This window comes from Flavobacterium psychrophilum DSM 3660 = ATCC 49418, assembly GCF_002217405.1.
GTDB classification, from domain to species: domain Bacteria; phylum Bacteroidota; class Bacteroidia; order Flavobacteriales; family Flavobacteriaceae; genus Flavobacterium; species Flavobacterium psychrophilum.
Genome location: NZ_MUHE01000015.1, coordinates 1 through 22256 on the forward strand (window position 1 = coordinate 1; position 22256 = coordinate 22256).

Sequence of the window (22256 nt, forward strand, 5' to 3'; positions counted from 1 at the left end):
ACTTTAAATGGTATAATTCATCCAAATAATACTAAGGGTTTAAAACACAAAAAAAGCTTACCCCAAATTACATGAATTAATAAAAAATCATATTGCGGATCTTATAAAATTTGTGCTACTAATGTAATTTGTACATAAAAGAATAACCTGACACAAGTTATAGAGAGTCATATAAAATAATATCTATTTGACTTTATATATTTAAAAATGTATTTTTTTTAAAAAAGTATTTATCCTATATTTGACAATTAAAGAATAAAACCAATAATAAAATGAAATTACTAGAAGGAAAAGTAGCCATCATTACAGGTGCAAGCCGTGGAATAGGAAGTGGAATTGCTAAAGTATTTGCACAACACGGAGCAAATGTAGCTTTTACATACAGTTCATCTGTAGAATCTGCAATGGCTTTAGAAACAGAATTAAACACTTTAGGAATTAAAGCAAAAGGATACCAGTCTAACGCTGCCGATTTTAATGAAGCACAAACCTTTGTAGATGCAGTAATTGCAGAATTTGGTACAATAGATATTTTAATAAACAACGCAGGAATTACTAAAGATAATTTACTAATGCGAATGTCTGAAGAAGATTTTGATAAAGTTATCAATGTCAATTTAAAATCAGTTTTTAATATGACTAAAGCTATTCAAAAAACATTCTTAAAACAACGTTCAGGCTCAATTATAAATATGAGTAGTGTCGTAGGAATAAAAGGTAATCCTGGTCAGACTAATTATGCAGCATCTAAAGCAGGTGTTATTGGTTTTACAAAATCAGTAGCTCTAGAGTTAGGTTCTCGTAACATTCGTTGCAACGCTATTGCGCCAGGATTTATAGAAACCGAAATGACTGCAAAACTAAACGAAGAGGTAGTACAAACTTGGAGAGAAACCATTCCGTTGCGTCGTGGCGGAACACCCGAAGATGTTGCAAATGCTTGTCTTTTCTTAGCTTCCGACTTGAGTGCTTATGTTACAGGACAGGTTCTTAATGTAGATGGAGGAATGCTTACCTAATAAATTAAAATATTGAAAAATTAAGGTTTTCAGCTTCATGCAATAATAAACAGCATTTTTTTAAATATCATGATTAGGACCTTATCATAAGTGTAGTCTTCATGTTACAAACGAAGTTCACTAAGCTCCGATAAAAACAAAAGTATATGAATAATTTTTTTGAGGCAAAAAAATCTCAAAAAAGGGTTTTCACTTCAATTGCTAACGAAAAATGCACTAATTAATAAAATTAAGCTCTGTTTTGCCAATGTTTCAATTTTTTAATCTTCAATTAAAAATAAATGAATACCAACACGATTCTACTCATAATACTTTCTTTAGTAACTGCTGGAGGATTGTCGTTTTACCAATATTTTTATAAAAATAAAAACTACAACAAGGTCAATTTTTTATTGGCTTTGTTGCGTTTTATTTCTATTTTTTCTATCATTTTATTGCTAATTAATCCAGTTATATCAAGAAAAACCTACGAAACAAGTAAAACACCATTACCAATAATTGTAGATAATTCTCAATCTATATCAGAATTAAAACAAGAAAAAATATCGAAAGAATTATCTCAAAAATTATTAGAAAACACTCAGTTGAATGACAAATATGATGTTCAATTGTTTAGTTTTGATAATGATTTTTACACTAACAAACCAATAGATTATAAAGGAAAACAAACCAATATTCATAAAGTTGCTCAAAACATGAAGCAATTATATCGAAATCAAAATTTTCCAATTGTATTGCTGTCAGACGGAAACCAAACCATTGGAAACGATTATGTATATTCATTTCCTCAAAACAATCAACTCTATCCATTAGTATTAGGTGATACAACGAGCTTTTTAGATATAAAAATTAATCAATTGAATGTAAATAAATACGCATTCTTAAAAAATAAATTTCCAGTCGAAGTTTTCTTACAATACAACGGCGACAAAAGCATCAATACCACATTTAGTATTCAAGAAGGAAATCATACAATTCACAAACAAATCATTTCTTTTTCTGCCAACAAGAAATCGCAAGAAATATCTGTTTTGCTAAACGCTAATAAAGTAGGAGTTCATTCTTATAAAGCAAGTATTACAACTTCAGAAATAGAGAAAAATAAATATAATAACACTAAAAATTTTGCGGTCGAAATTATAGACCAGCGATCAGAAATTGCATTAATATCAGCAATAAATCATCCAGATTTAGGGGCTTTGAAACGAGCTATAGAAACTAATGTACAACACAAAGTAACGCTTGTTAAACCACAGCAAATTAAATCATTAAATAGTTATAATGTTTTAATATTATACCAGCCCAATATCCAATTTAAACCTATTTTAGAGCAAAATAAAAACCTACAATTAAACACTTTTGTAATTACAGGATTAAGTACAGATTATAACATTCTGAATGAATACCAAGACCAATTGAAATTTAGAATGTCTAATCAGAATGAAAATTTTACAGCTCAATTTAATCCTGAATTTAATTTATTTGCTTTAGATAATATTGGTTTCGAACAGTTTCCTCCTTTAGAAAATTCGTTTGGTAATATAAATATTACAGGGAATGTAAATACTTTATTGCAATCTCAAATTAGGAATATTAATACTAAAAACCCATTATTGGCTTTTGCAGAAATCGGAATAAAACGAAATGCCTATCTTTTTGGAGAGAATATCTGGAAATGGCGTCTAGAAAGTCATGTAAAAACTAAATCATTCGAACAATTTGATATTTTTATAGATAAAATTATTCAGTTTTTAGCCTCTAATGTTTCAAAAAAATCGCTAATTGTTACGCACGAAAGCTTTTATAATTCTGGTGAAAATATCGAAGTTTCAGCTCAATTTTTTAATAAAAATTATGAATTTGAAGAAAATGCAAAATTAACCATTCAGTTAAAAAACAATAAAACAAAAACCACAAAAGTATATGATTTTTTAAAAGGAAATGGCGAATATAAAGTAAATCTAGACGGTTTAGAAGCTGGAAATTATAGCTTCACTGTCAAAGAAAATAATTCGAAAGCTTCCTATTCAAATAAATTTGAAGTTTTATATTTTGAAATTGAAAAGCAATTTGTAAATCCTGATATTTCTCGTTTAACTCAGTTAGCAAGAAACACGAACTCGAAAATATTTTATCCAAATCAAGTAGATAAATTAATTACCGAATTACTTAAAAAGGAAAGTTTTCCAGCCATTCAGAAAGAAATAGTTAAAAAATCTGCTCTAATAGAGTCAATTTGGTTATTAATTCTTTTAGCAATTACTTTAGCCACAGAATGGTTTATTAGAAAATACAACGGAATGCTATAAAATGTTAAAATTTAATAGTAATAATCAATTAAAAAATAATTAACATTACTATTAAATTTTGTTATGGTATTAAAACTAAAACCTATTTCTGATATTTTTTCTTTTTTAGCATATCTGAAGCGGTTTGATAATACGAAATGGTTTCATTTATTAAATCTGTTCTTTCTTTATTTAGCAATTTTTCATCATACATAATTTGAAAATCAGCACCTAATTTTGAATTTTCAATTACGGTTAAACCAAATTGTTTTACTCCTTGTTTTGGTGAAATTATAGTTAGAATATTATCTTTTATTAGTCCTAAATTCTGGTAAGTAGCGATTAAGGCTCTTGGCTTATAATCTGTATTTAAAACATCTTGACCAAAGAATTTACTTTGGTAATTAAAATTTAATAAACCCAAAACAGTTGGCATTACGTCTATTTGTGACATCATATTATTGTAATGAGTTGGTTGCACGAATTCTGGTGCATAAATCATGGCTGGAATGCGGTATTTATCTAAAGGAAGTTCTGTTTTTCCTGAGCTAGAAGCACAATGATCAGCAAGGATTACAAAAACAGTATTTTTAAACCATGGTTGTTTTTTTGCCATTATAAAAAATTGTTTCATCGCATAATCTGTATATTTTACGCCACCTTCACGAGATTTTGCATCTCCAGAAATATCAATTTTTCCATTAGGATAGGTAAAAGGCCTATGGTTGCTTACGGTCATGATATGATTAAAAAAAGGTTTATTTTCTTTTGCTTCTTCATTCATGGTTTTAATTGCTTTTTTGTATAAATCTTCGTCACAAACGCCCCAAACATTCGAAAAAGTAATTTCTTCGGGTTTAAAAGTTTTTTTATCTACAATTCCGTAACCATTTCCTGCAAAAAAATCTTCCATATTATCAAAATAGGCATCTCCACCATAAATATATTTTACATTATATCCTTTTTTTGCAAAAATACTTCCTGTCGAGAATTTATTTTTATTGTCTTTTCGCTTTACCACACTTTCGCCAGCAGTAGGAGGAACGCACAATGTAACAGATTCTAAGCCTCGCACTGTTCTGTTTCCAACTGCATACAAATTAGTAAATAATAAACTTTTTGTGGCTAAACTATCTAAAAAAGGTGTAATATTTTGCTCATTTCCATAAGTTTTTAGGAAATCTGCACTGTAACTTTCAATGGTAATTAAAACTACATTTTTATGATTCTCGGCTGCTTTGGCTTTAATATTTCTTAATGTTGATTCATTCGAAATTGTAGGAATTTGATTTTTTAAAACTGCAAATGCTTTATTATTAGGAAGTGTTTTATAAAACTTAAAATAATCTAATTCACTATTTGTAAAAGCCAAATAAAATTTATGTAATCCGTTGGCTTGCATCTCATTAACAAATATATTTTGAGAGTTTTCTTTATCGGATATAATAGGAATTGTTACTAAAGAAAGGGCAAATAGTGAGAAATATATTGCTGAAATTTTTATTTTATCAACAAAATTTGGAATTTCATCTAAGTAATTTTTAGACTTTTTTACAATTACATAAGTAATAAGCCCAGCAATTAAGAATAGTGCTGAGAATATAGGAATTACAGGATAAGATTGCATGATATTTCCTATAACTTCATTAGTGTAAACTAAATAATCGACCGCAATAAAATTATATCTTACGCCAAATTCGTTCCAAAATAAGTACTCACTTATGGCATTTTGCAAGATACAAACTACAAAAATAAATAGCACGAAAGAGAACATCCAAAATCTAAATATGCTTCTGTATTTTGGTAAAAACAAGAATAATCCAAATAATATGGTTTTGATCGAAATAAAAGTAATTCCTATTTCAGGCAAAGAACCACCATATTCGTTTAGGATTGTATTAAAAAAGGAAACATAAATGAGTAATAAAACTAACAATGCAAAAATTATATAACCATATGGTTTTAAGTATTTTGAATTAGATAAAAATATTAAATATAACCACAAAAAAAAGCTTGCTATTACGAAAACAAAAAAATCAGATAGCAAACCAAAACAAAAAATTTTGATGGTTTCTAAAAATCCAAATGAAGACTGAGTTATTGGGTGTGCTAGCAAAACGATCCTAGAAATGACACTTACTAATATATAAAGTAGCGCTAGATTGTAAAAAGGAGAAAAAATTTTGAAGAACTTCATAAAAATATTTTTTTTTGTAAAAGTAATAAAAGCTTTTTTATAATAATTAAAATAAATTAATGAATATATTTGGAATAACTAAAATAGAAAAACATGAACAACGCACATTTGCATATGGTAGTAAACCATTTTCCAATTATTGGGATAATTTTTGGATTCGGAATTTTAATTTCAGGCATATTTATTAAAAATAATACTGTAAAAAACACGGCATATTTTGTATTTATTGTGTCGGCAATTTTTGCTTTTACAAGTATGTACACAGGCGATGGTGCCGAAGAAATGGTAGAAGATATGCCTAATATTGGCAAAAAAATAATTCACATACATGAAGAATGGGCAGAAAAATTAGCCATTGTTTTATACATATTAGGGGCAATATCTATAGGAGGATTATATCTTAATCTAAAAAAACAGGCTAAAGCTAATTTTATTTCATTTTTAGTTCTTATCATTGCCATAGCAGGTGTTATTTTAGCCAAATTTACCGGAACTTCTGGAGGAGAAATTCGCCATACTGAAATTAGAACAAATTAGAATAAAAACACCAACCAATACTAAGATTAAGATTAAACAAATCATAAATTAGTAAGATTTATAAAAAATAATTTGGTTTCTATTTTTATTTGAACATATATTTGCAAGGTATAAAAAAACAAAAATGTCTCTAAATCAATTACATCATCATCATTTTCATATTTGCTCTCAGGCGAAGTGTTAATGGTATGCGTGTAAATCACAATATTCTAAAACCCGTTTGAGTACATCAAACGGGTTTTTTATTTTCTCCAAGTTGTACTCATTCCTAATATTTAATTTAAAAAAAAAATGAGTACTCTAAAAATTGCAATTCAAAAATCAGGTCGCCTTAACGAGGATAGCTTAAAAATTTTAAAAGATTGTGGCATTTCAATCGACAATGGAAACGACCAACTTAAAGCATCTGCTTCAAATTTTCCTTTAGAAGTATTATTTCTTCGAAACTCAGATATTCCTCAATATTTAATAGATGGTGTTGTAGATATTGCTATTGTTGGGGATAATATTTTAGTCGAAAAAGGAGGAAATATTAAAATTGCCGAAAAATTGGGATTTTCTAAATGCCGAGTTTCTGTAGCAGTTCCTAAATCTTTTAATTTTAAGTCTTTAGATGATTTAAAAAATAAGAGAATAGCAACTTCTTATCCCAATACAACTTTAAATTATTTTAAAAACAACGATATAAAAGTCGAATTACACGAAATATCTGGGTCGGTAGAAATTGCGCCAAATATTGGTCTGGCCGATGCTATTGTTGATATTGTTTCTAGCGGAAATACTCTTTTTAAAAACAATTTGAAAGAAGTTGCTGTCATCATGAAAAGTGAAGCTGTTCTGGCTGTTTCACCTCTAATTACTCTTAAAAAACAAGAAATTTTAGATAAGTTAAGATTCAGAATTCAATCGGTACTTAGGGCTAGAAAAGCAAAATATATTTTGATGAATGTGCCAAACGACAAAATACAGGCCATAACCGAAATTTTACCCGTATTAAAAAGTCCAACAGTGGTGCCTTTAAGTGAAGTAGGTTGGTGTAGTGTACAATCAGTTATAGACGAAGATCAATTTTGGGAAGTAATCGATAAATTGAAAGCGGCTGGCGCCGAAGGTATTCTTGTTTGTCCAATTGAAAAAATGGTTATTTAAATCGCAATAAAATGAATAAAATATACAATCCAAAACCAGAAACATGGTCAGAAATTCTAAAAAGACCAACACAATCTTTTAATGATATCGAAGAAACTGTAAAAGGAATTTTCAAAGAAGTACAACAAAAAGGAGATGTTGCGGTAAGAAAATATACTTCTTTATTTGATGGAATTGTTTTAGATAATATAGAAGTTTCTAATAATGAAATTAATGAAGCAATTAATCTAGTTTCAACAGAATTGAAGCAAGCTATTGCTTTAGCAAAATCGAATATCGAAAAATTTCACACGGCTCAAAAAACTTCAAAAATAGAAGTCGAAACAACCGAAGGTGTAAATTGTTGGCAAGAAAAGCGTCCCATTCAAAAAGTTGGTTTGTATATTCCTGGCGGAACCGCACCTTTGTTTTCAACCGTTTTAATGTTAGCCATTCCTGCTCAAATTGCGGGTTGCAATGACATTATTTTGTGTTCTCCTCCTGATAAATCTGGTAAAATAAATCCCGAAATTTTATACGCTGCTAATTTATGCGGTGTAACCAAAATTCTAAAAGTAGGAGGGATTCAAGCCATAGCAGGAATGACTTTTGGTACACAAACTATTCCAAAAGTCTATAAAATTTTTGGACCTGGAAACCAGTTTGTAACCCTTGCAAAACAATTTGCTACACGATTTGGAGTCGCTATAGATATGCCTGCGGGTCCAAGCGAATTACTTATTGTTGCTGATGATACTGCGATTCCGAGTTTTGTGGCTTCCGATTTATTAAGCCAAGCGGAACACGGAACCGATAGCCAAGTGATTCTAGTTTCAACTTCAAAAAAACTAATTGATGCTGTAGAAATCGAAATCAACAAGCAGATCGAAGTTTTACCAAGAAAAAATATCGCACAAAAAGCAATCGAAAATTCTAAACTAATTTATGTTGAAAATGATGAAATTGCTTTAAATTTAATTAACGATTATGCACCAGAACACTTCATCATTTGTACTAAGAATGAAGATTTTTACATCAATAATATTCAAGATGCAGGTTCTGTTTTTATAGGAAATTATACGCCCGAAAGTGCAGGCGATTATGCTTCGGGAACCAATCATACTTTGCCAACAAACGGATATGCAAAAAATTATTCAGGGGTAAACTTAGATAGTTTTTTAAAATCGATGACTTTTCAAAAAATAACTAAAAAAGGCATTCAAAACATTGGCTCTGCCATAGAAATAATGGCAGAAGCCGAAGGTTTACAAGCACACAAAAATGCCGTTTCATTACGACTAAAAGCGATAGAAAATGAATAATTTCAATATCAATAATCTCGTTAGAGAAAATATAAAAAATATGCAAGCGTATGCTTCTGCACGAGATGAATTTAAAGATTTTACTCATAATATGGTTTATCTTGATGCCAATGAAAATCCGTTTTCTAATGGAATTAATCGATATCCAGATCCGCAACAAAAGAAATTGAAAGGTTTTTTAGCACAGCAAAATAAGATCAATGAAAATCAAATGCTATTAGGAAATGGAAGCGACGAAGTACTAGATTTAGTATTCAGAGCCTTTTGTGAACCCAATGTAGACAATGTAATTACGCTTCCGCCAACGTACGGAATGTATGGCGTTTTGGCCAATATTAATGCTATCGAAAACAAAGAAGTTTTATTATCTGCTAATTTTCAACCTAATATTAATGAAATATTAAAGAATGTAAATAGCCATACAAAAATTATTTTCCTTTGTTCGCCCAATAATCCAACAGGGAATTCTTTTGATGATCAAGCTGTTTTAACCTTGCTAAAAAACTTTAACGGATTGGTCGTTATTGATGAAGCCTATATCGATTTTTCTAAAAATGGCAGTTGGTTGCACGTAATAAGCGATTATCCAAATCTTCTTATTACACAAACACTTTCTAAAGCGTATGCCATGGCAGGTTTAAGAATAGGAATTTTATATGCTTCTGCAGCTATAATTTCGATATTAAATAAGATAAAACCACCGTATAACATCAATAATTTATCACAAGAATCGGCTTTAAAAAAACTAGAACAAAGTACCTTACATTTCCATGTCAAAAAAATTATAAATGAGCGAAAAAAAATGGTTCAATCTTTAATTTCTATACCATTTATAGAAAAAATATACCCTTCGGATGCTAATTTTATTCTGATAAAAGTAGAGGATGCCAACAAAAGATACAACCAGCTAATCGAAAAAGGAATCGTCATTAGAAACAGAACCAATCAGCCTTTGTGCGAAAATTGTTTGAGAATTACGATTGGAACCAAAGAAGAAAACGAAAAATTAATAACAGTTTTAAAAGCATTATAATGACGAAGAAAGTATTATTTATAGATCGTGATGGCACGATGATAAAAGAAACAATCGATGAACAAATTGATGGTTTCGATAAAATGATTTTTTATCCAAAATGTATTCCTTTTTTGAGCAAAATTGCACAAGAATTAAATTACGAATTGGTGATGATTACCAATCAAGACGGCTTGGGAACGGCTAGTTTTCCTGAAGAAACTTTTTGGCCGGTACACAATTTTATTATGAAAACCTTCGAAAATGAAGGTGTAATTTTCAATAAAGTGTGCATTGACAGAACATTTCCTTCAGAGAATGCCAATACTAGAAAACCAAAAACTGGCTTGCTAACTAACTATTTTTCTGATGATTATGATTTACAAAATTCATTTGTAATTGGAGACCGATTAACGGATGTCGAATTAGGGAAAAACCTTGGTTCGAAAGCAATTTTTATCAATGATAATACTAATTTAGGAACAGCAGAAATATCGGTAAAAAAAGAAGAGTTAAACCCATATATTGCTTTAGAAACCAACGATTGGCAAAAAATTTATGAGTTTTTGAAACTCGAAAATCGCAGGGCTTCTATCGTTAGAAAAACCAACGAAACCGATATTTCTATTCTACTTAATCTTGACGGAACCGGAAAAAGTAATATTAATACCGGCATCGCATTTTTCGACCACATGCTAGATCAAATTGCACGCCACGGACAAATGGATTTGGAAATTCTTGTAAAAGGTGATTTGCAAGTTGACGAACACCACACCATTGAAGACACAGCCATTGCTTTAGGAGAAGTTTTTGCACAAGCCCTAGGAAACAAATTAGGAATAGAACGCTACGGATTTTGTTTGCCAATGGATGATTGTTTGGCACAAGTAGCCATCGATTTTGGCGGACGAAATTGGTTGGTTTGGGAAGCCAATTTTAAACGGGAAATGATTGGACAAATGCCAACCGAAATGTTTTTTCATTTCTTTAAATCTTTCTCTGACGGCGCAAAAGCCAATCTAAATATTAAGGCCGAAGGTACCAATGAGCACCACAAAATTGAAGCTATTTTTAAAGCTTTTGCAAAAGCTATAAAAGCAGCTGTAAAACGAGATTCAGAAAAAATGATTTTACCAAGCACAAAAGGAATGCTTTAAATAGTCATAATATATAAAGTCTTAAAGTCTAATGCGTTTAGAATTGACTTTATGACTTTACAACTTTAAGACATAAATAAATGAAAATAGTCATTATAAATTACGGAGCAGGAAACATACAAAGTATCCAATTTTCCCTTCAAAGATTGGGTTATGAAGGTATTTTATCAAAAAATATTGCCGAAATTCAAGGAGCCGATAAAGTTATTTTTCCTGGCGTTGGCCAAGCAAGTTCTGCCATGCAAAAACTCCGAGAAAGCGGATTAGACAAAATAATTCCAAATCTCAAACAACCCGTTTTAGGAATTTGCCTCGGTATGCAACTCATGTGTAATTCGTCTGAAGAAGGAAATACAAAAGGTTTAGGAATTTTCGATATCGATATTATTAAATTTTCCAACAAGGTAAAAGTGCCACAAATGGGTTGGAATAACATTTATAATTTGAAATCTAGTTTGTTTGAAGGAATTTCTGAAAACGAATACCTGTATTTAGTGCATAGTTTTTACGCTCCAAAATGTGCCGAAGCCATTGCTTTTACAAACTATGAAACGGAATATTCATCAGCATTACAAAAAAACAATTTCTACGGCGTACAATTTCACCCAGAAAAAAGCGGGAAAATAGGAGAACAAATTTTGTCTAATTTCTTACAATTATAATTTGGGCGTTCGAGCGGGCTTTCCGTTGCAATCTTTTGTTTTTTAAAGGAAAAAACAAAAGGATTTCCACTACAATCCCTAACGCAAAACAGCATACCAATTAAAAAACTTTTTAGAAATCTAAATGACTTTATGACATTTGACTTTTAAACTTTAAGACTTAAATAAATGAGAATAATTCCAGCCATAGACATCATCGACGGAAAATGTGTCCGACTTTCCAAAGGCGATTACAATACGAAGATAATCTATAACGAAAATCCATTAGAAGTCGCCAAAAAATTTGAAGCCCACGGTGTGCAATATTTGCATTTGGTCGATTTAGATGGTGCGAAGTCTAGCCAAATTATAAATTATAAAATTTTAGAAAAAATTGCTTCTCAAACGGCTCTGAAAATCGATTTTGGTGGCGGCTTAAAATCCGATAACGATTTGCGAATTGCTTTCGAATCTGGTGCTAATCAAATAACAGGCGGCAGTATTGCTGTCAAAAATCCAGAGGTATTTAACGAATGGATTATTAAATATGGAGCTGATAAAATCATTTTAGGAGCTGATGCTAATAACGAAAAAGTAGCTATTTCAGGTTGGTTAGAAGAAAGTAAGGAAGAATTAATTCCTTTTATTCAAAACTATCAAAATCAAGGAATTGAGTATGTTATTTGTACAGATATTGCTAAAGATGGCATGTTAGCAGGACCAAGTTTCAATTTGTATGCAAAAATCTTATCAGAAACAAAAGGCATAAAACTCATCGCTTCTGGAGGAATTTCCACTTTTGATGAATTACCAAAATTAGCTCAATTAGGCTGCGAAGGAACCATTATTGGAAAAGCCATTTACGAAAACCGAATTACATTAAAACAATTGGAAAATTTCATACTAAACAAATAACGAATGCTAACAAAAAGAATAATTCCTTGCCTAGACATTAAAAATGGAAGAACCGTAAAAGGGGTTAATTTTCTAGATTTAAAAGATGCTGGAGATCCAGTAGCATTAGCCCAAAAATACGCTGAAGAAGGAGCCGACGAATTGGTTTTCCTTGACATTTCTGCCACTGAAGAAGATAGAAAAACAGTAATCGATTTGGTTCGAAAAGTAAGCGAAACCATCAATATTCCGTTTACTGTTGGGGGTGGAATCTCGTCTGTAAAAGATGTCGAAACATTGCTTAAAAATGGAGCCGATAAAGTTTCTATTAATTCATCGGCGGTTAAAAATCCACAATTAATCAATGATTTGGCTTCAGCTTTTGGAAGCCAATGTATTGTGGTGGCTATCGATGCCAAGCAAATTAACGGAAATTGGAAAGTACATCTGGTAGGCGGTAAAGTAGCCACCGAAATCGATTTGTTCGATTGGGCAAAAGAAGTAGAAAATCGTGGTGCTGGAGAAATTCTGTTTACCTCGATGGATCATGACGGAACTAAAAACGGTTTTGCAAATGAAGCTTTAGCCAAATTATCACAAACTGTAAATATTCCTATAATTGCTTCGGGTGGCGCAGGAACAATGCAACATTTTGCCGATGCTTTTCTTGTAGGAAATGCCGATGCTGCTTTGGCTGCCAGTGTTTTTCACTTTCAAGAAATTAGAATTCAAGACTTAAAAATAGCACTTAAAAACAATACTATTCAAATACGATTATAGAGATGAAACCAAACTTTCAAAAAAACGCAGACGGATTAATTCCGGCCATTATTCAAGACGATAATTCTAAAACAGTTTTGATGCTGGGTTACATGAATGAAGAAGCCTATACTAAAACAGTAGAGACCAAAAAAGTTACTTTTTTTAGCCGTTCAAAAAGCAGATTATGGACAAAAGGCGAGGAGAGTGGTCATTTTTTGAATCTGGTAACTATCAAACTAGATTGCGATAATGATACTTTTTTAGTGCAAGTAAATCCAGAAGGAAATACCTGTCATACGGGTTCATATAATTGCTGGCAAGAATCTAAAAATCAGAATTTTAATTTTTTATCAAAACTAGAAAATACAATTTCAGAAAGAAAAAAAAATGCCAATGCTACTACAAGTTATGTAGCCAGTTTGTTTGAGAAAGGCATTAATAAAATTGCGCAAAAAGTAGGCGAGGAGGCCATAGAAGTTGTTATTGAAGCCAAAGACAATAACGATGATTTGTTTGTAAGCGAAAGTGCCGATTTACTTTTTCATTATCTTATTTTATTACAAGCCAAAGGATTTAAATTGCAAGATGTGGTGCATCTTTTAGAGTTGAGAGAGAAATAATGACAACGACACTATGCTACTAATAATTGCAATTGGCTTTTAAACCTTTCGATTAATAATTGCATCATTCTTTTGTTTAGATTCGAGGAATTTTTTATATAATCTTGGTATTCATGAACGGTAAAAAATCCGATAATAATTCCTTTTAGCAAGTTTCTAAATTTTATATCTTTTTGAATCACATTTTCGATATAGCTTTGCTTTTTTTCGGGCGATAAGGCAAAGAAAATACTCTTTTGCTTCTGTGCATAGTTAACAAAAACTCGAATTAGTAAATCGTTTTGCAATTTTAAAATAGGTCGCAAAGTAATGTTCTGAAAAGCTTCTTCTTCCGATGATTGTGGCGTTACAATTCCTAAAGCGCCACCTCTTAAATTAAAAATTATTGTATCACGATTTTCCATTTTTTTTCTTTTAAAATTAATGAATATTACAGTAATATTAAGGTTGAAATATAAAAGTTATTAGTAATTTAGTGTTGAAAAGATAATTATGAGAATTTCAAAAATATTTGTCACAGTAGATGCAGTTATTATTAGAAAATCGACTGATAATCAGTTGCTTTTAATAAAAAGAAAAAACAAACCTTTTGAAAATTGTTGGGCTTTGCCTGGTGGTTTTGTAGATGAAAATGAAGATTTAGAAGTCGCAGCAAAACGAGAATTAGAGGAAGAAACGCAAATAAAAATAGATTCGTTGCAACAATTTGGCACTTTTGGCAAACCATTTCGTGATCCTAGAGGGCACATGATTTCGGTGGCTTATTTCGGAGAAGTTCCAGAAAATACCATTGCCATTGCTTCCGATGATGCTAAAGAAGTGGCTTGGTTTGCTGTAAATGAATTGCCTAATTTAGCGTTTGATCATCAAGAAATTATAGAAAAAGCTTTAAAAACATTTAAAATATGAGATTTCACACACGAAAATGGGTAAAACCAGAGGATTTAAACCCTAATCATTCTCTTTTTGGAGGAAAACTATTGGCTTGGATAGATGAAGAAGCGGCTTTATATTCGATAGTTCAATTAGAAAATCCGAGAGTAGTTACTAAACACATGTCGGAAATTAACTTTGTAAGTTCGGCAAAACAAGGAGATATTATCGAAATTGGACTTGATGTAGTAAAGTTTGGCAACTCATCATTAATCCTAAAATGTGAAGTAAGAAACATCATGACAAGAGAAACTATTATTACAATAGATTCTATTACAATGGTAAGTTTAGGTGAAGAAGGAAAACCAAAAGCACACGGAAAGACTGAAATTGAATTTGTGAGAAATAGGATAAAGTAGTTTTAATTTGACTGTTCGTAACTTGTACCTTTATTTTTTTAGAAACTTGGTATTAGTTACGACCAGTTAAATATTATACTGTTTTTTTTTTAGAAATTACAAAGGAAATTTTTTTGTGGCTTTTTTTATTTGTAAATGAAATACTTAAGCTTCTGTAAACCCATTTTTATGAGATGGCATTTCGAATATTTCTAAATCAAAATATACTACTGATGCTAATATGTGATCGAAAATATCGCTCATAATGTATTCGTAATTTTCGAAGCGTTTGTCACTAGTAAAAGCATAAATTTCTAAAGGGACTCCTTGCGCAGTTGGCTGTAAGTGCCTGCAAAGCAATATCATATCTTTATTTAGGCTTGGGTAATTTTCTAGATAATTAGTTAGGTATTTTCTAAAAAGTCCGAAGTTGGTTAAATTTCTACCGTTTACAGATAACGATTTGTCGACATTATATTGTAAATTGTATTTGTTTATATCTGCTTGTTTTTTTTCGATATAGGTTTTTATTAATTGTATTTGCTTAAAATCTTCTAATTCTTCTTCTTTTACAAAACGAATACTGCTGGATTTTATTAGAATATGTCGTTTGATACGTCTTCCGTCTGCATTTAGCATACCTCGCCAGTTTCTGAAACTATCAGAAATTAAGCTATAAGTAGGAATTGTAGTGGTTGTATTATCAAAATTTCGAACTTTTACAGTGGCTAAATTTATTTCGATAACATCTCCATCGGCACCAAATTTATCCATGGTAATCCAATCTCCAATACGAACCATATCGTTTACTGATACCTGAATACTGGCTACAAAGCCCAGAATAGTATCTCTAAATATTAATAATATAATGGCCGAAATAGCTCCAAAAGTGGTTAGAAGATCTCTAATTTCTATTTCAAATAATTTAGACAAAATAGCCGTAAAACCTATCATCCAGAGGATAATCATAATAACCTGAATGTAGCTATCTATTGGTTTGTCGCTATAAGACGGAATTGTTTTTAGATGGTCTCGAAGTACGTTAAAGACTGTTCTAATGATCCATAAAACCAATAAAATGATATAAATTCCGACTAATTTTCCGAAAATAGATTCCCAAGAGTTAAAATTTTCAAGAATTACGGGTACTGATTTGTAAACATAAATTAACGGTATTAAGTGCGATATGTATTTTGCGGTTTGGTTAGAAACCAATAAATCATCAAATTTAGTTTTAGTTTTTCTAGCTACAATTGCCATGATAGTTACTAGAATAAATCTAAAAACGATATATAAGAAGTACGAAATGGCAAAAAGGATAACTAAATTAACTAGCAATCCTAAGTAGGAGGCTATAATTTCGTTAAATCCAAATTTCATTAAAAGTTTGTCACACCAACCAAACAATTTTTCTGTAAATTTAAGCATCTTTTAAGTATTTTTTTTCGATGTAAAATGTACCAAAAGGAGGGATAGAAGCTAGGCAAATTTCGGCATATTTTTTTACAGTCCAATTTTCTTTAAATTTTAATATCGTGGCGAGAATGATGTAAGTAGTAAATAGTATTCCATGTGCCATTCCTAAATGTTTTACATATATAGGATTATGAAAAACATATTTCATAGGCATCGCAAAGAATAATAATAATAGGGCAGAAATTCCTTCTGTAATTGCAAGATATTTGAAAAATTTTAGCATTTTTATTTTTATAAATTAATTTGTGTGCAAAATTAAGAATTATCATCGATAATATATCTATCAAAACCCAAAGTAATTTATATTTGCATTTATAAATTATTTAAATGAGCAAACGAGATTTAAAAAAATATCTTTCAGAACTAAATAATACGCAACTTCAAGAGCAACTAATCGAGTTATACGATAAATTTATTTCTGTAAAAACCTATTATGATTTTGTATTTAATCCTAATGAAAATGGTTTAGTAAAAGAAGCAAAACTTAAAATTTCGAGCGAATATTTTCCAATTCGGGGCAAAAAAGCCAAAATGAGACGTTCTGTAGCACAAAAATTTATCAAACATTTCATCACTCTCGGTGTAGATCCTTTTCTCATTGCTGATGTCATGCTGTATAACATCGAAATAGCCCAAACACTATCGTCAGAAAGAGAAATAAAAACAGAATTGTTTTATAAAAGTATGTTAACCTCTTTTAATCAAGTTATTAAATTTTTAATAGAAAAAGGAATCCTAAATGATTTTAAAAATAGGATAGTCGCAATAAAAGACCAAACACTAGCTCAAAATTGGGCTAATCACTCTGATTTTAATGCTATTATAGAAAGGTTTGAATATTAATTTTTCATTTTTTTCTTAAAATGACCAAATTACCCTTTTTATGCCGTACTTTTGCCAAAATTACAAAAAAAGTATGTTAGACAACGAACTCGAACTTGAAGTAGAAGTAGAAGCAAAAAAAATATTATACGATTACCAATCACGTGACATTGATGCTATTTTTAACAAAATGAACAATGTTGGTAACAGTTATCATTTATTATATCAACTGCCAACAGGAGGGGGGAAAACTGTTATTTTCTCTGAAATAGTTCGTCGTTATTTAGAACTTTATGACAAGAAAGTAGTGGTTCTTACCCACAGAATAGAACTTTGCAAGCAAACATCAAAAATGCTTAAAGGTTTTGGTGTAAAAAATAAAATCATAAACTCTAAAATTAAAGATTTACCAGACCAAGACGAATATTCTTGCTTTGTGGCCATGGTTGAAACTTTAAAAAACAGACTAAATGATGAAAAACTAATTATAGACAATATTGGTCTTGTAATTATAGATGAAGCCCATTATAATTCATTCAGAAAACTACTAGGGTCGTTTAACAACGCCTTTATTTTAGGTGTTACAGCAACCCCTTTAAGCTCAAATGTTAAGTTACCAATGTATGAAAGTTACAAGGAACTTATTGTAGGAGATCCTATAAATAAATTAATCCAAAACGGATTTCTAGCAAAAGCGAACACTTATAGCTATGACGTAGGATTATCTAGTTTAAAAGTAGGAATAAATGGCGATTATACAATAAAATCTTCAGACGAATTGTACTCGCAACTCGATATGCAAAATAAATTATTGCATTCGTACGAAGAAAAATCTAAAGGAAAGAAAACCCTAATTTTTAATAACGGAATAAACACATCTTTATACGTTTACGAAACATTTAAAGAAGCTGGTTACCCTATAAGACACCTAGATAATACGACCACTGCCGAAGACAGAAAGGATATCTTAATCTGGTTTAAACAAACACCCGATGCCATTTTAACCTCTGTAGGAATTCTTACAACAGGTTTCGATGAGCCAACAGTAGAAACGATAATTATAAATCGTGCCACAAAATCACTCACATTATATTACCAAATGATTGGTCGTGGTTCCAGAAAATTACCCAATAAAGATGAGTTTACAATTATCGATTTAGGTAATAATGCCGCACGTTTCGGACTATGGAGCGAACCAGTAGATTGGCAACATATTTTCAAATCTCCCGAATATTATCTAGACAATTTACGAGAAGATGCAGAAATCGAATTGTACTTCAAATACCAAATGCCACCAGAATTACGAGAAAAATTTAGTAAAACTGAAATCGTAACTTTCGATGTAGATGCCGAACATAAACTAGCTATTTCCTTAAATTTGCGCTCGAAAGTAGTACTAGAAAAATCACTAGATCAGCACGCAGAAATGTGTGTTTATAACACCGAAGAATTAATAGAGGCAAAAAATTTGTCGAAAGAATTACACGATGATATCGAATGTCGTATGAAACGCTATACAAAATGCCTTAGCCAATGTAGCAAAAACTACCGAGAATGGCTAGTAGATGATTATAAAGTAAAATTATTACTTCTAATAGGAAAAAAATACAGAGAAAAATTATTTGCAGAAGAAGATTAAATCGTAGTAAGCTTTAAGCAATAATGCTTTAGCAAAAAAATAATTCAATATACTTAAAGCGTATTGCTTTGAGCTTAAAGCATAAAAATATGTCAAAACAATTCGCAAATTTAGGAATAGCAGAACCCATTTTAAAAGCATTACTAGATCTTAAAATTACTGTTCCCACAGAAATTCAACAAAAATCAGTGCCAGTATTGCTTTCCAGCCAAGACGATTTTATTGGATTAGCAAAAACAGGAACAGGAAAAACAGCAGCTTTCGGATTGCCTTTATTGCAATTAATTAACGTAAATAATGCTAAAATACAAGCCGTAATATTAGTACCAACCAGAGAATTAGGTAACCAAATATTTACAAATTTAGAAAGCTTTGCTAAATATTTACCAGAAGTTTCTATAGCTTCTGTTTGTGGCGGAATACCTATAAAACCTCAAATAGAACGTTTGCAACAAACCACTCATATAGTCGTTGCAACACCAGGAAGGTTGATCGATTTGATAAAAAGAGGCGCAATAAACATTAAAGAAATTAACTATTTAATTCTTGATGAAGCAGATGAAATGGCAACAGCCCTAAAAGAAGGATTAGACCAAATTGCTATCGATTTACCTAAAAACAGAAAAACTTGGTTATTTTCTGCAACAATGCCAGGAACAGTAAAACAATTAGTACAAAACTATATGTCAAAAAAAGTGACACAAGTAAGTGCTAGTATGGAAATTGTGGGTAATTCGAGCATTAATCACGAATATATTGTTGTAGATCCAATAGAAAAATTAGAAGTTCTCATGCATTTTTTAACTTCAAAAGAAGGACAAAGAGGTATTATTTTTTGCAAAACCAAAGCCGCAGTTAATAAATTAGCTAAAAATTTAGCCATTAATCGCTTTTCATCTGGAGCAATACACGGAAGCTTAACGCAACCAATCCGTGATAGAATCATGGATCAGTTTCGTGCAGGACACATTAATATATTAGTAGCCACAGATTTAGCCGCTCGTGGAATCGATGTAAAAGAAATTTCCTATGTAGTAAATTATCATTTACCAGATGTACATGAAACTTATGTACACCGTAGCGGACGTACAGCAAGAGCTGGTGCTAATGGCTTTTCGCTAACGATTTTGCAACAAGAAGAAATTGCTGAAATTTCCGATTTTGAAAAAGCTTTAGGAATTAAATTTGAAAAATTTGAAAAACCCAATCCAGAAAGCATCGAAGAAAATAATGCTTATTTGTGGGCAAAACAAATCTTCAAAACCAAGCCAAATCATGAATTATCAATTGATATTAAAGAAAAAATAAAAACAGTTTTTCATCATCTTACCAAAGATGAACTAATTGAAAAATTAATGGCTAATTATTTTTTGCAAAACAAACCTGATACCACACCAGTTGTAAAAAGGCAAAAAATGAAATAAAGGCAAAAAAATGATAATATTAAATACGTAACAAAAACGAACTATAATTTATATTATGTAAAATAGAATGTTTCAAATTATCTTTCTATCTTCTAAAAAATATTATAAATTTACAACATAGTAATCTTATCCTATCATGAAGAATTCAATTGCAGAAAGTATTGCCAATTTTCTAAAAGATTTTAAACCTTTTAGTTTTTTAAGTTTCGATGATTTAAAAAGTATTTCTAAAACGATTCGTGTAATTCATCTAGAAAAGAATCAAACATTATTTCAAATTAATGATACCTTACATGATGTATTTTATGTCATGAATTCTGGTGTTATACATTTGTCTGTTATTTCTGACGCCGAAGAAACTTTACTCAACAAATGCTATTCTGGCGATGTTTTTGGATTGCGTCCGTTTTTTGCCAAAAACAATTACCAAATGACTGCAAAAACTAACGAAGAAGCCATTTTATATGCAATTCCTATCGAAAGTTTTAAACCATTTGTACTTAAAAACACTGAAGTTTTGCATTTTTTATTAGAAAGTTTTGCCCAAAATTCTAACAATTTAGCAGATAAAAATAGTGATAAATTAATTTCAGATTCTGTACAATTATCTGAATTTCAGAATGATTTTTCTTATTTTCAAACGCTAAATTACAATAAAAATCCATTAATTGTAACATACGATCAGACCATTCGTGAAGTGGCTATAATAATGGCAGACAACCTATTAGATGCGGCATTTATAAATAATAATACTAAATTAGTTGGTATTGTTACCGATGCTGATTTTAGAGAAAAAGTAGCCACAGGAAAGCATGCCATTCAGTCACATATCGATAAGATAATGACCCATGCAGTAATTACTGTTCCAGAAAATATTTCATTAGCAGAAGCCCAATTGGTCATGCTTTCCCATAAAGTACATCACTTATGTGTAACGATAGATGGTACGATTTATACCCAAATAAGAGGTATTATCACCCAAAATGATTTGGTTCAGGCACAAGCAAATTCTCCAGGAGTATTAGTCAAAGAAATAAAACGTGCTATAAATGCTGCCCAATTAAAATCTGTAAGAAATTCTCTTTCAAATATTATACAGCAAGCGGTGACAAAAAATATTCCTTTGCAGCATATTTTTAATATTTCTGGCGAAATTACATTAGCAATTATTAGAAGAGCAATAGAAATAGGTATTTTAGAACTGGGCTCACCCCCTGCTCCTTTCGTGTTTTTAAGCATAGGAAGTCAAGGGAGAAAGGAACAATTATTATTAACGGATCATGACAGTTTATTAATATTTAATGATGTAGATATTCAACAAGTTCGTAGTGTAAAAGATTATTTTAATCAATTGACAAAAAAAGTAAATGAAACTTTAGAAAAAATAGGATACAAACACTGTAATTTCGGACATAATTCTAACAATCAAAATTACTCTAAGTCATTAACTGAATGGATAAAACAATACGAAAGCTGGATAAACACTCCGGGGGAATTTACAAATGAGCATTGTGCGATATTTTTTGATTACGAATTTGTTTTTGGAGATTCAAATCTAGAAAATAGCATCACCGAAACCATATATAAAATTAAAAATAAAGCCTTATTTTTTGATTATTTAGGCAATGACGCCTTAAAAAAACCAGCACCGCTTAATTTCTTTAAAAAATTTAATGAAGAAGAAGAGGGATTATATAAATATAAATTTAACATCAAAGAAAAAGGAATAAATCAATTGGTAGATATTGCTCGTTTGCTGTCTATTCATCACGGTTTGAAAGGAATTAAGAATACCTTTTCTAGGTATAAAGAATTGGCAATAAAGGACACTCAAAATGCAGAGATTTTCTTGAAGGCTGCCGATACTTTCTTACTTTTGTCACGATATAGAACTCTTGAAGGAATTAAAAATGATAATGCAGGAGAATATATCGATTTAGAAAAAATATCGAAATCAGATAAAGAAAAACTAAAAGAATCTTTACATGTTTTAAAAGATTTAGAAGAGATTTTAAAAGACACTTTTCAACTAACACAATTTTCATAA

Annotated in this window: 21 protein-coding genes; 17 read left to right on the forward strand and 4 right to left on the reverse strand. The window is 30.6% G+C overall.

What is annotated here, in order from left to right; all coding sequences use genetic code 11:
• The first annotated feature begins 272 nt into the window (after positions 1-272).
• Complete coding sequence (gene fabG, locus B0A57_RS04830) at positions 273-1019, forward strand: 3-oxoacyl-[acyl-carrier-protein] reductase (protein WP_038466947.1); 747 nt, start codon at positions 273-275, stop codon at positions 1017-1019.
• Between the two features lie 281 nt (positions 1020-1300).
• Positions 1301-3328 carry a hypothetical protein gene (locus tag B0A57_RS04835; RefSeq protein WP_038466944.1) on the forward strand — a complete coding sequence of 676 codons (2028 nt, stop codon included), beginning with the start codon at positions 1301-1303 and terminating at the stop codon, positions 3326-3328.
• Between the two features lie 82 nt (positions 3329-3410).
• Here the strand turns inward: B0A57_RS04835 and B0A57_RS04840 are convergent, their stop codons facing one another.
• Positions 3411-5504 carry an LTA synthase family protein gene (locus tag B0A57_RS04840; protein WP_011963110.1) on the reverse strand — a complete coding sequence of 698 codons (2094 nt, stop codon included), beginning with the start codon at positions 5502-5504 and terminating at the stop codon, positions 3411-3413.
• Positions 5505-5597: 93 nt separating this feature from the next.
• Between B0A57_RS04840 and B0A57_RS04845 the strand changes: the two genes are divergently transcribed.
• The 9 genes from B0A57_RS04845 (at position 5598) to hisIE (ending at position 13577) form a co-directional block, all read left to right on the forward strand.
• Positions 5598-6041 carry a hypothetical protein gene (locus B0A57_RS04845; protein ID WP_011963109.1) on the forward strand — a complete coding sequence of 148 codons (444 nt, stop codon included), beginning with the start codon at positions 5598-5600 and terminating at the stop codon, positions 6039-6041.
• 291 nt (positions 6042-6332) lie between these two features.
• Positions 6333-7190 (forward strand): ATP phosphoribosyltransferase, encoded by an 858-nt coding sequence (gene hisG, locus B0A57_RS04850; RefSeq protein WP_034098217.1) that lies wholly within the window; start codon positions 6333-6335, stop codon positions 7188-7190.
• 11 nt (positions 7191-7201) lie between these two features.
• The gene (gene hisD, locus B0A57_RS04855; protein WP_034098219.1) at positions 7202-8491 is read left to right on the forward strand and encodes a histidinol dehydrogenase; all 1290 of its coding nucleotides are present in this window, start codon (positions 7202-7204) and stop codon (positions 8489-8491) included.
• On the forward strand, positions 8484-9524 hold the full coding sequence (hisC, locus tag B0A57_RS04860) for a histidinol-phosphate transaminase (protein WP_034098221.1): 1041 nt from the start codon (positions 8484-8486) through the stop codon (positions 9522-9524). The genes hisD and hisC overlap by 8 nt, the downstream gene beginning before the upstream one ends.
• Positions 9524-10660 carry a bifunctional histidinol-phosphatase/imidazoleglycerol-phosphate dehydratase HisB gene (hisB, locus tag B0A57_RS04865; RefSeq protein WP_034098290.1) on the forward strand — a complete coding sequence of 379 codons (1137 nt, stop codon included), beginning with the start codon at positions 9524-9526 and terminating at the stop codon, positions 10658-10660. Before hisC ends, hisB begins: the two co-directional genes overlap by 1 nt.
• An 80-nt stretch (positions 10661-10740) precedes the next feature.
• Positions 10741-11322 (forward strand): imidazole glycerol phosphate synthase subunit HisH, encoded by a 582-nt coding sequence (gene hisH / locus B0A57_RS04870; protein WP_038466940.1) that lies wholly within the window; start codon positions 10741-10743, stop codon positions 11320-11322.
• Between the two features lie 168 nt (positions 11323-11490).
• Positions 11491-12216: a 1-(5-phosphoribosyl)-5-[(5-phosphoribosylamino)methylideneamino]imidazole-4-carboxamide isomerase gene (gene hisA, locus B0A57_RS04875; RefSeq protein WP_011963103.1), complete on the forward strand. Its 726-nt coding sequence runs from the start codon at positions 11491-11493 to the stop codon at positions 12214-12216.
• Positions 12217-12219: 3 nt separating this feature from the next.
• Complete coding sequence (gene hisF / locus B0A57_RS04880) at positions 12220-12975, forward strand: imidazole glycerol phosphate synthase subunit HisF (RefSeq protein WP_034098226.1); 756 nt, start codon at positions 12220-12222, stop codon at positions 12973-12975.
• 2 nt (positions 12976-12977) lie between these two features.
• Entirely contained in the window at positions 12978-13577 is a 600-nt protein-coding gene (gene hisIE / locus B0A57_RS04885; protein WP_034098228.1) for a bifunctional phosphoribosyl-AMP cyclohydrolase/phosphoribosyl-ATP diphosphatase HisIE, read from the forward strand.
• Between the two features lie 11 nt (positions 13578-13588).
• Here hisIE and B0A57_RS04890 read toward each other — a convergent pair whose 3' ends face one another.
• On the reverse strand, positions 13589-13981 hold the full coding sequence (locus tag B0A57_RS04890; protein ID WP_034098230.1) for a hypothetical protein: 393 nt from the start codon (positions 13979-13981) through the stop codon (positions 13589-13591).
• Between the two features lie 88 nt (positions 13982-14069).
• Here B0A57_RS04890 and B0A57_RS04895 point away from each other — a divergent pair, with 88 nt between their 5' ends.
• A complete protein-coding gene (locus B0A57_RS04895) occupies positions 14070-14486 on the forward strand; it encodes an NUDIX domain-containing protein (RefSeq protein WP_034098233.1) in 417 nt (138 codons plus the stop codon).
• Positions 14483-14869, forward strand: coding sequence for an acyl-CoA thioesterase (locus B0A57_RS04900; protein ID WP_011963098.1), 387 nt, complete (start codon positions 14483-14485; stop codon positions 14867-14869). Before B0A57_RS04895 ends, B0A57_RS04900 begins: the two co-directional genes overlap by 4 nt.
• A gap of 144 nt (positions 14870-15013) precedes the next feature.
• Here B0A57_RS04900 and B0A57_RS04905 read toward each other — a convergent pair whose 3' ends face one another.
• Positions 15014-16276 (reverse strand): mechanosensitive ion channel family protein, encoded by a 1263-nt coding sequence (locus B0A57_RS04905; protein ID WP_011963097.1) that lies wholly within the window; start codon positions 16274-16276, stop codon positions 15014-15016.
• Positions 16269-16547 carry a DUF3817 domain-containing protein gene (locus B0A57_RS04910; RefSeq protein ID WP_034098235.1) on the reverse strand — a complete coding sequence of 93 codons (279 nt, stop codon included), beginning with the start codon at positions 16545-16547 and terminating at the stop codon, positions 16269-16271. The genes B0A57_RS04905 and B0A57_RS04910 overlap by 8 nt, the downstream gene beginning before the upstream one ends.
• 104 nt (positions 16548-16651) lie before the next feature.
• Here B0A57_RS04910 and B0A57_RS04915 point away from each other — a divergent pair, with 104 nt between their 5' ends.
• The 4 genes from B0A57_RS04915 (at position 16652) to B0A57_RS04930 (ending at position 22256) form a co-directional block, all read left to right on the forward strand.
• Complete coding sequence (locus B0A57_RS04915; protein ID WP_011963095.1) at positions 16652-17167, forward strand: DUF6155 family protein; 516 nt, start codon at positions 16652-16654, stop codon at positions 17165-17167.
• Between the two features lie 73 nt (positions 17168-17240).
• Positions 17241-18785, forward strand: a complete 1545-nt coding sequence (locus B0A57_RS04920) for a DEAD/DEAH box helicase (RefSeq protein WP_011963094.1) — start codon at positions 17241-17243, stop codon at positions 18783-18785.
• An 89-nt stretch (positions 18786-18874) separates the two neighbouring features.
• On the forward strand, positions 18875-20209 hold the full coding sequence (locus B0A57_RS04925) for a DEAD/DEAH box helicase (protein WP_034098237.1): 1335 nt from the start codon (positions 18875-18877) through the stop codon (positions 20207-20209).
• Positions 20210-20345: 136 nt separating this feature from the next.
• Entirely contained in the window at positions 20346-22256 is a 1911-nt protein-coding gene (locus B0A57_RS04930; protein ID WP_034098239.1) for a DUF294 nucleotidyltransferase-like domain-containing protein, read from the forward strand.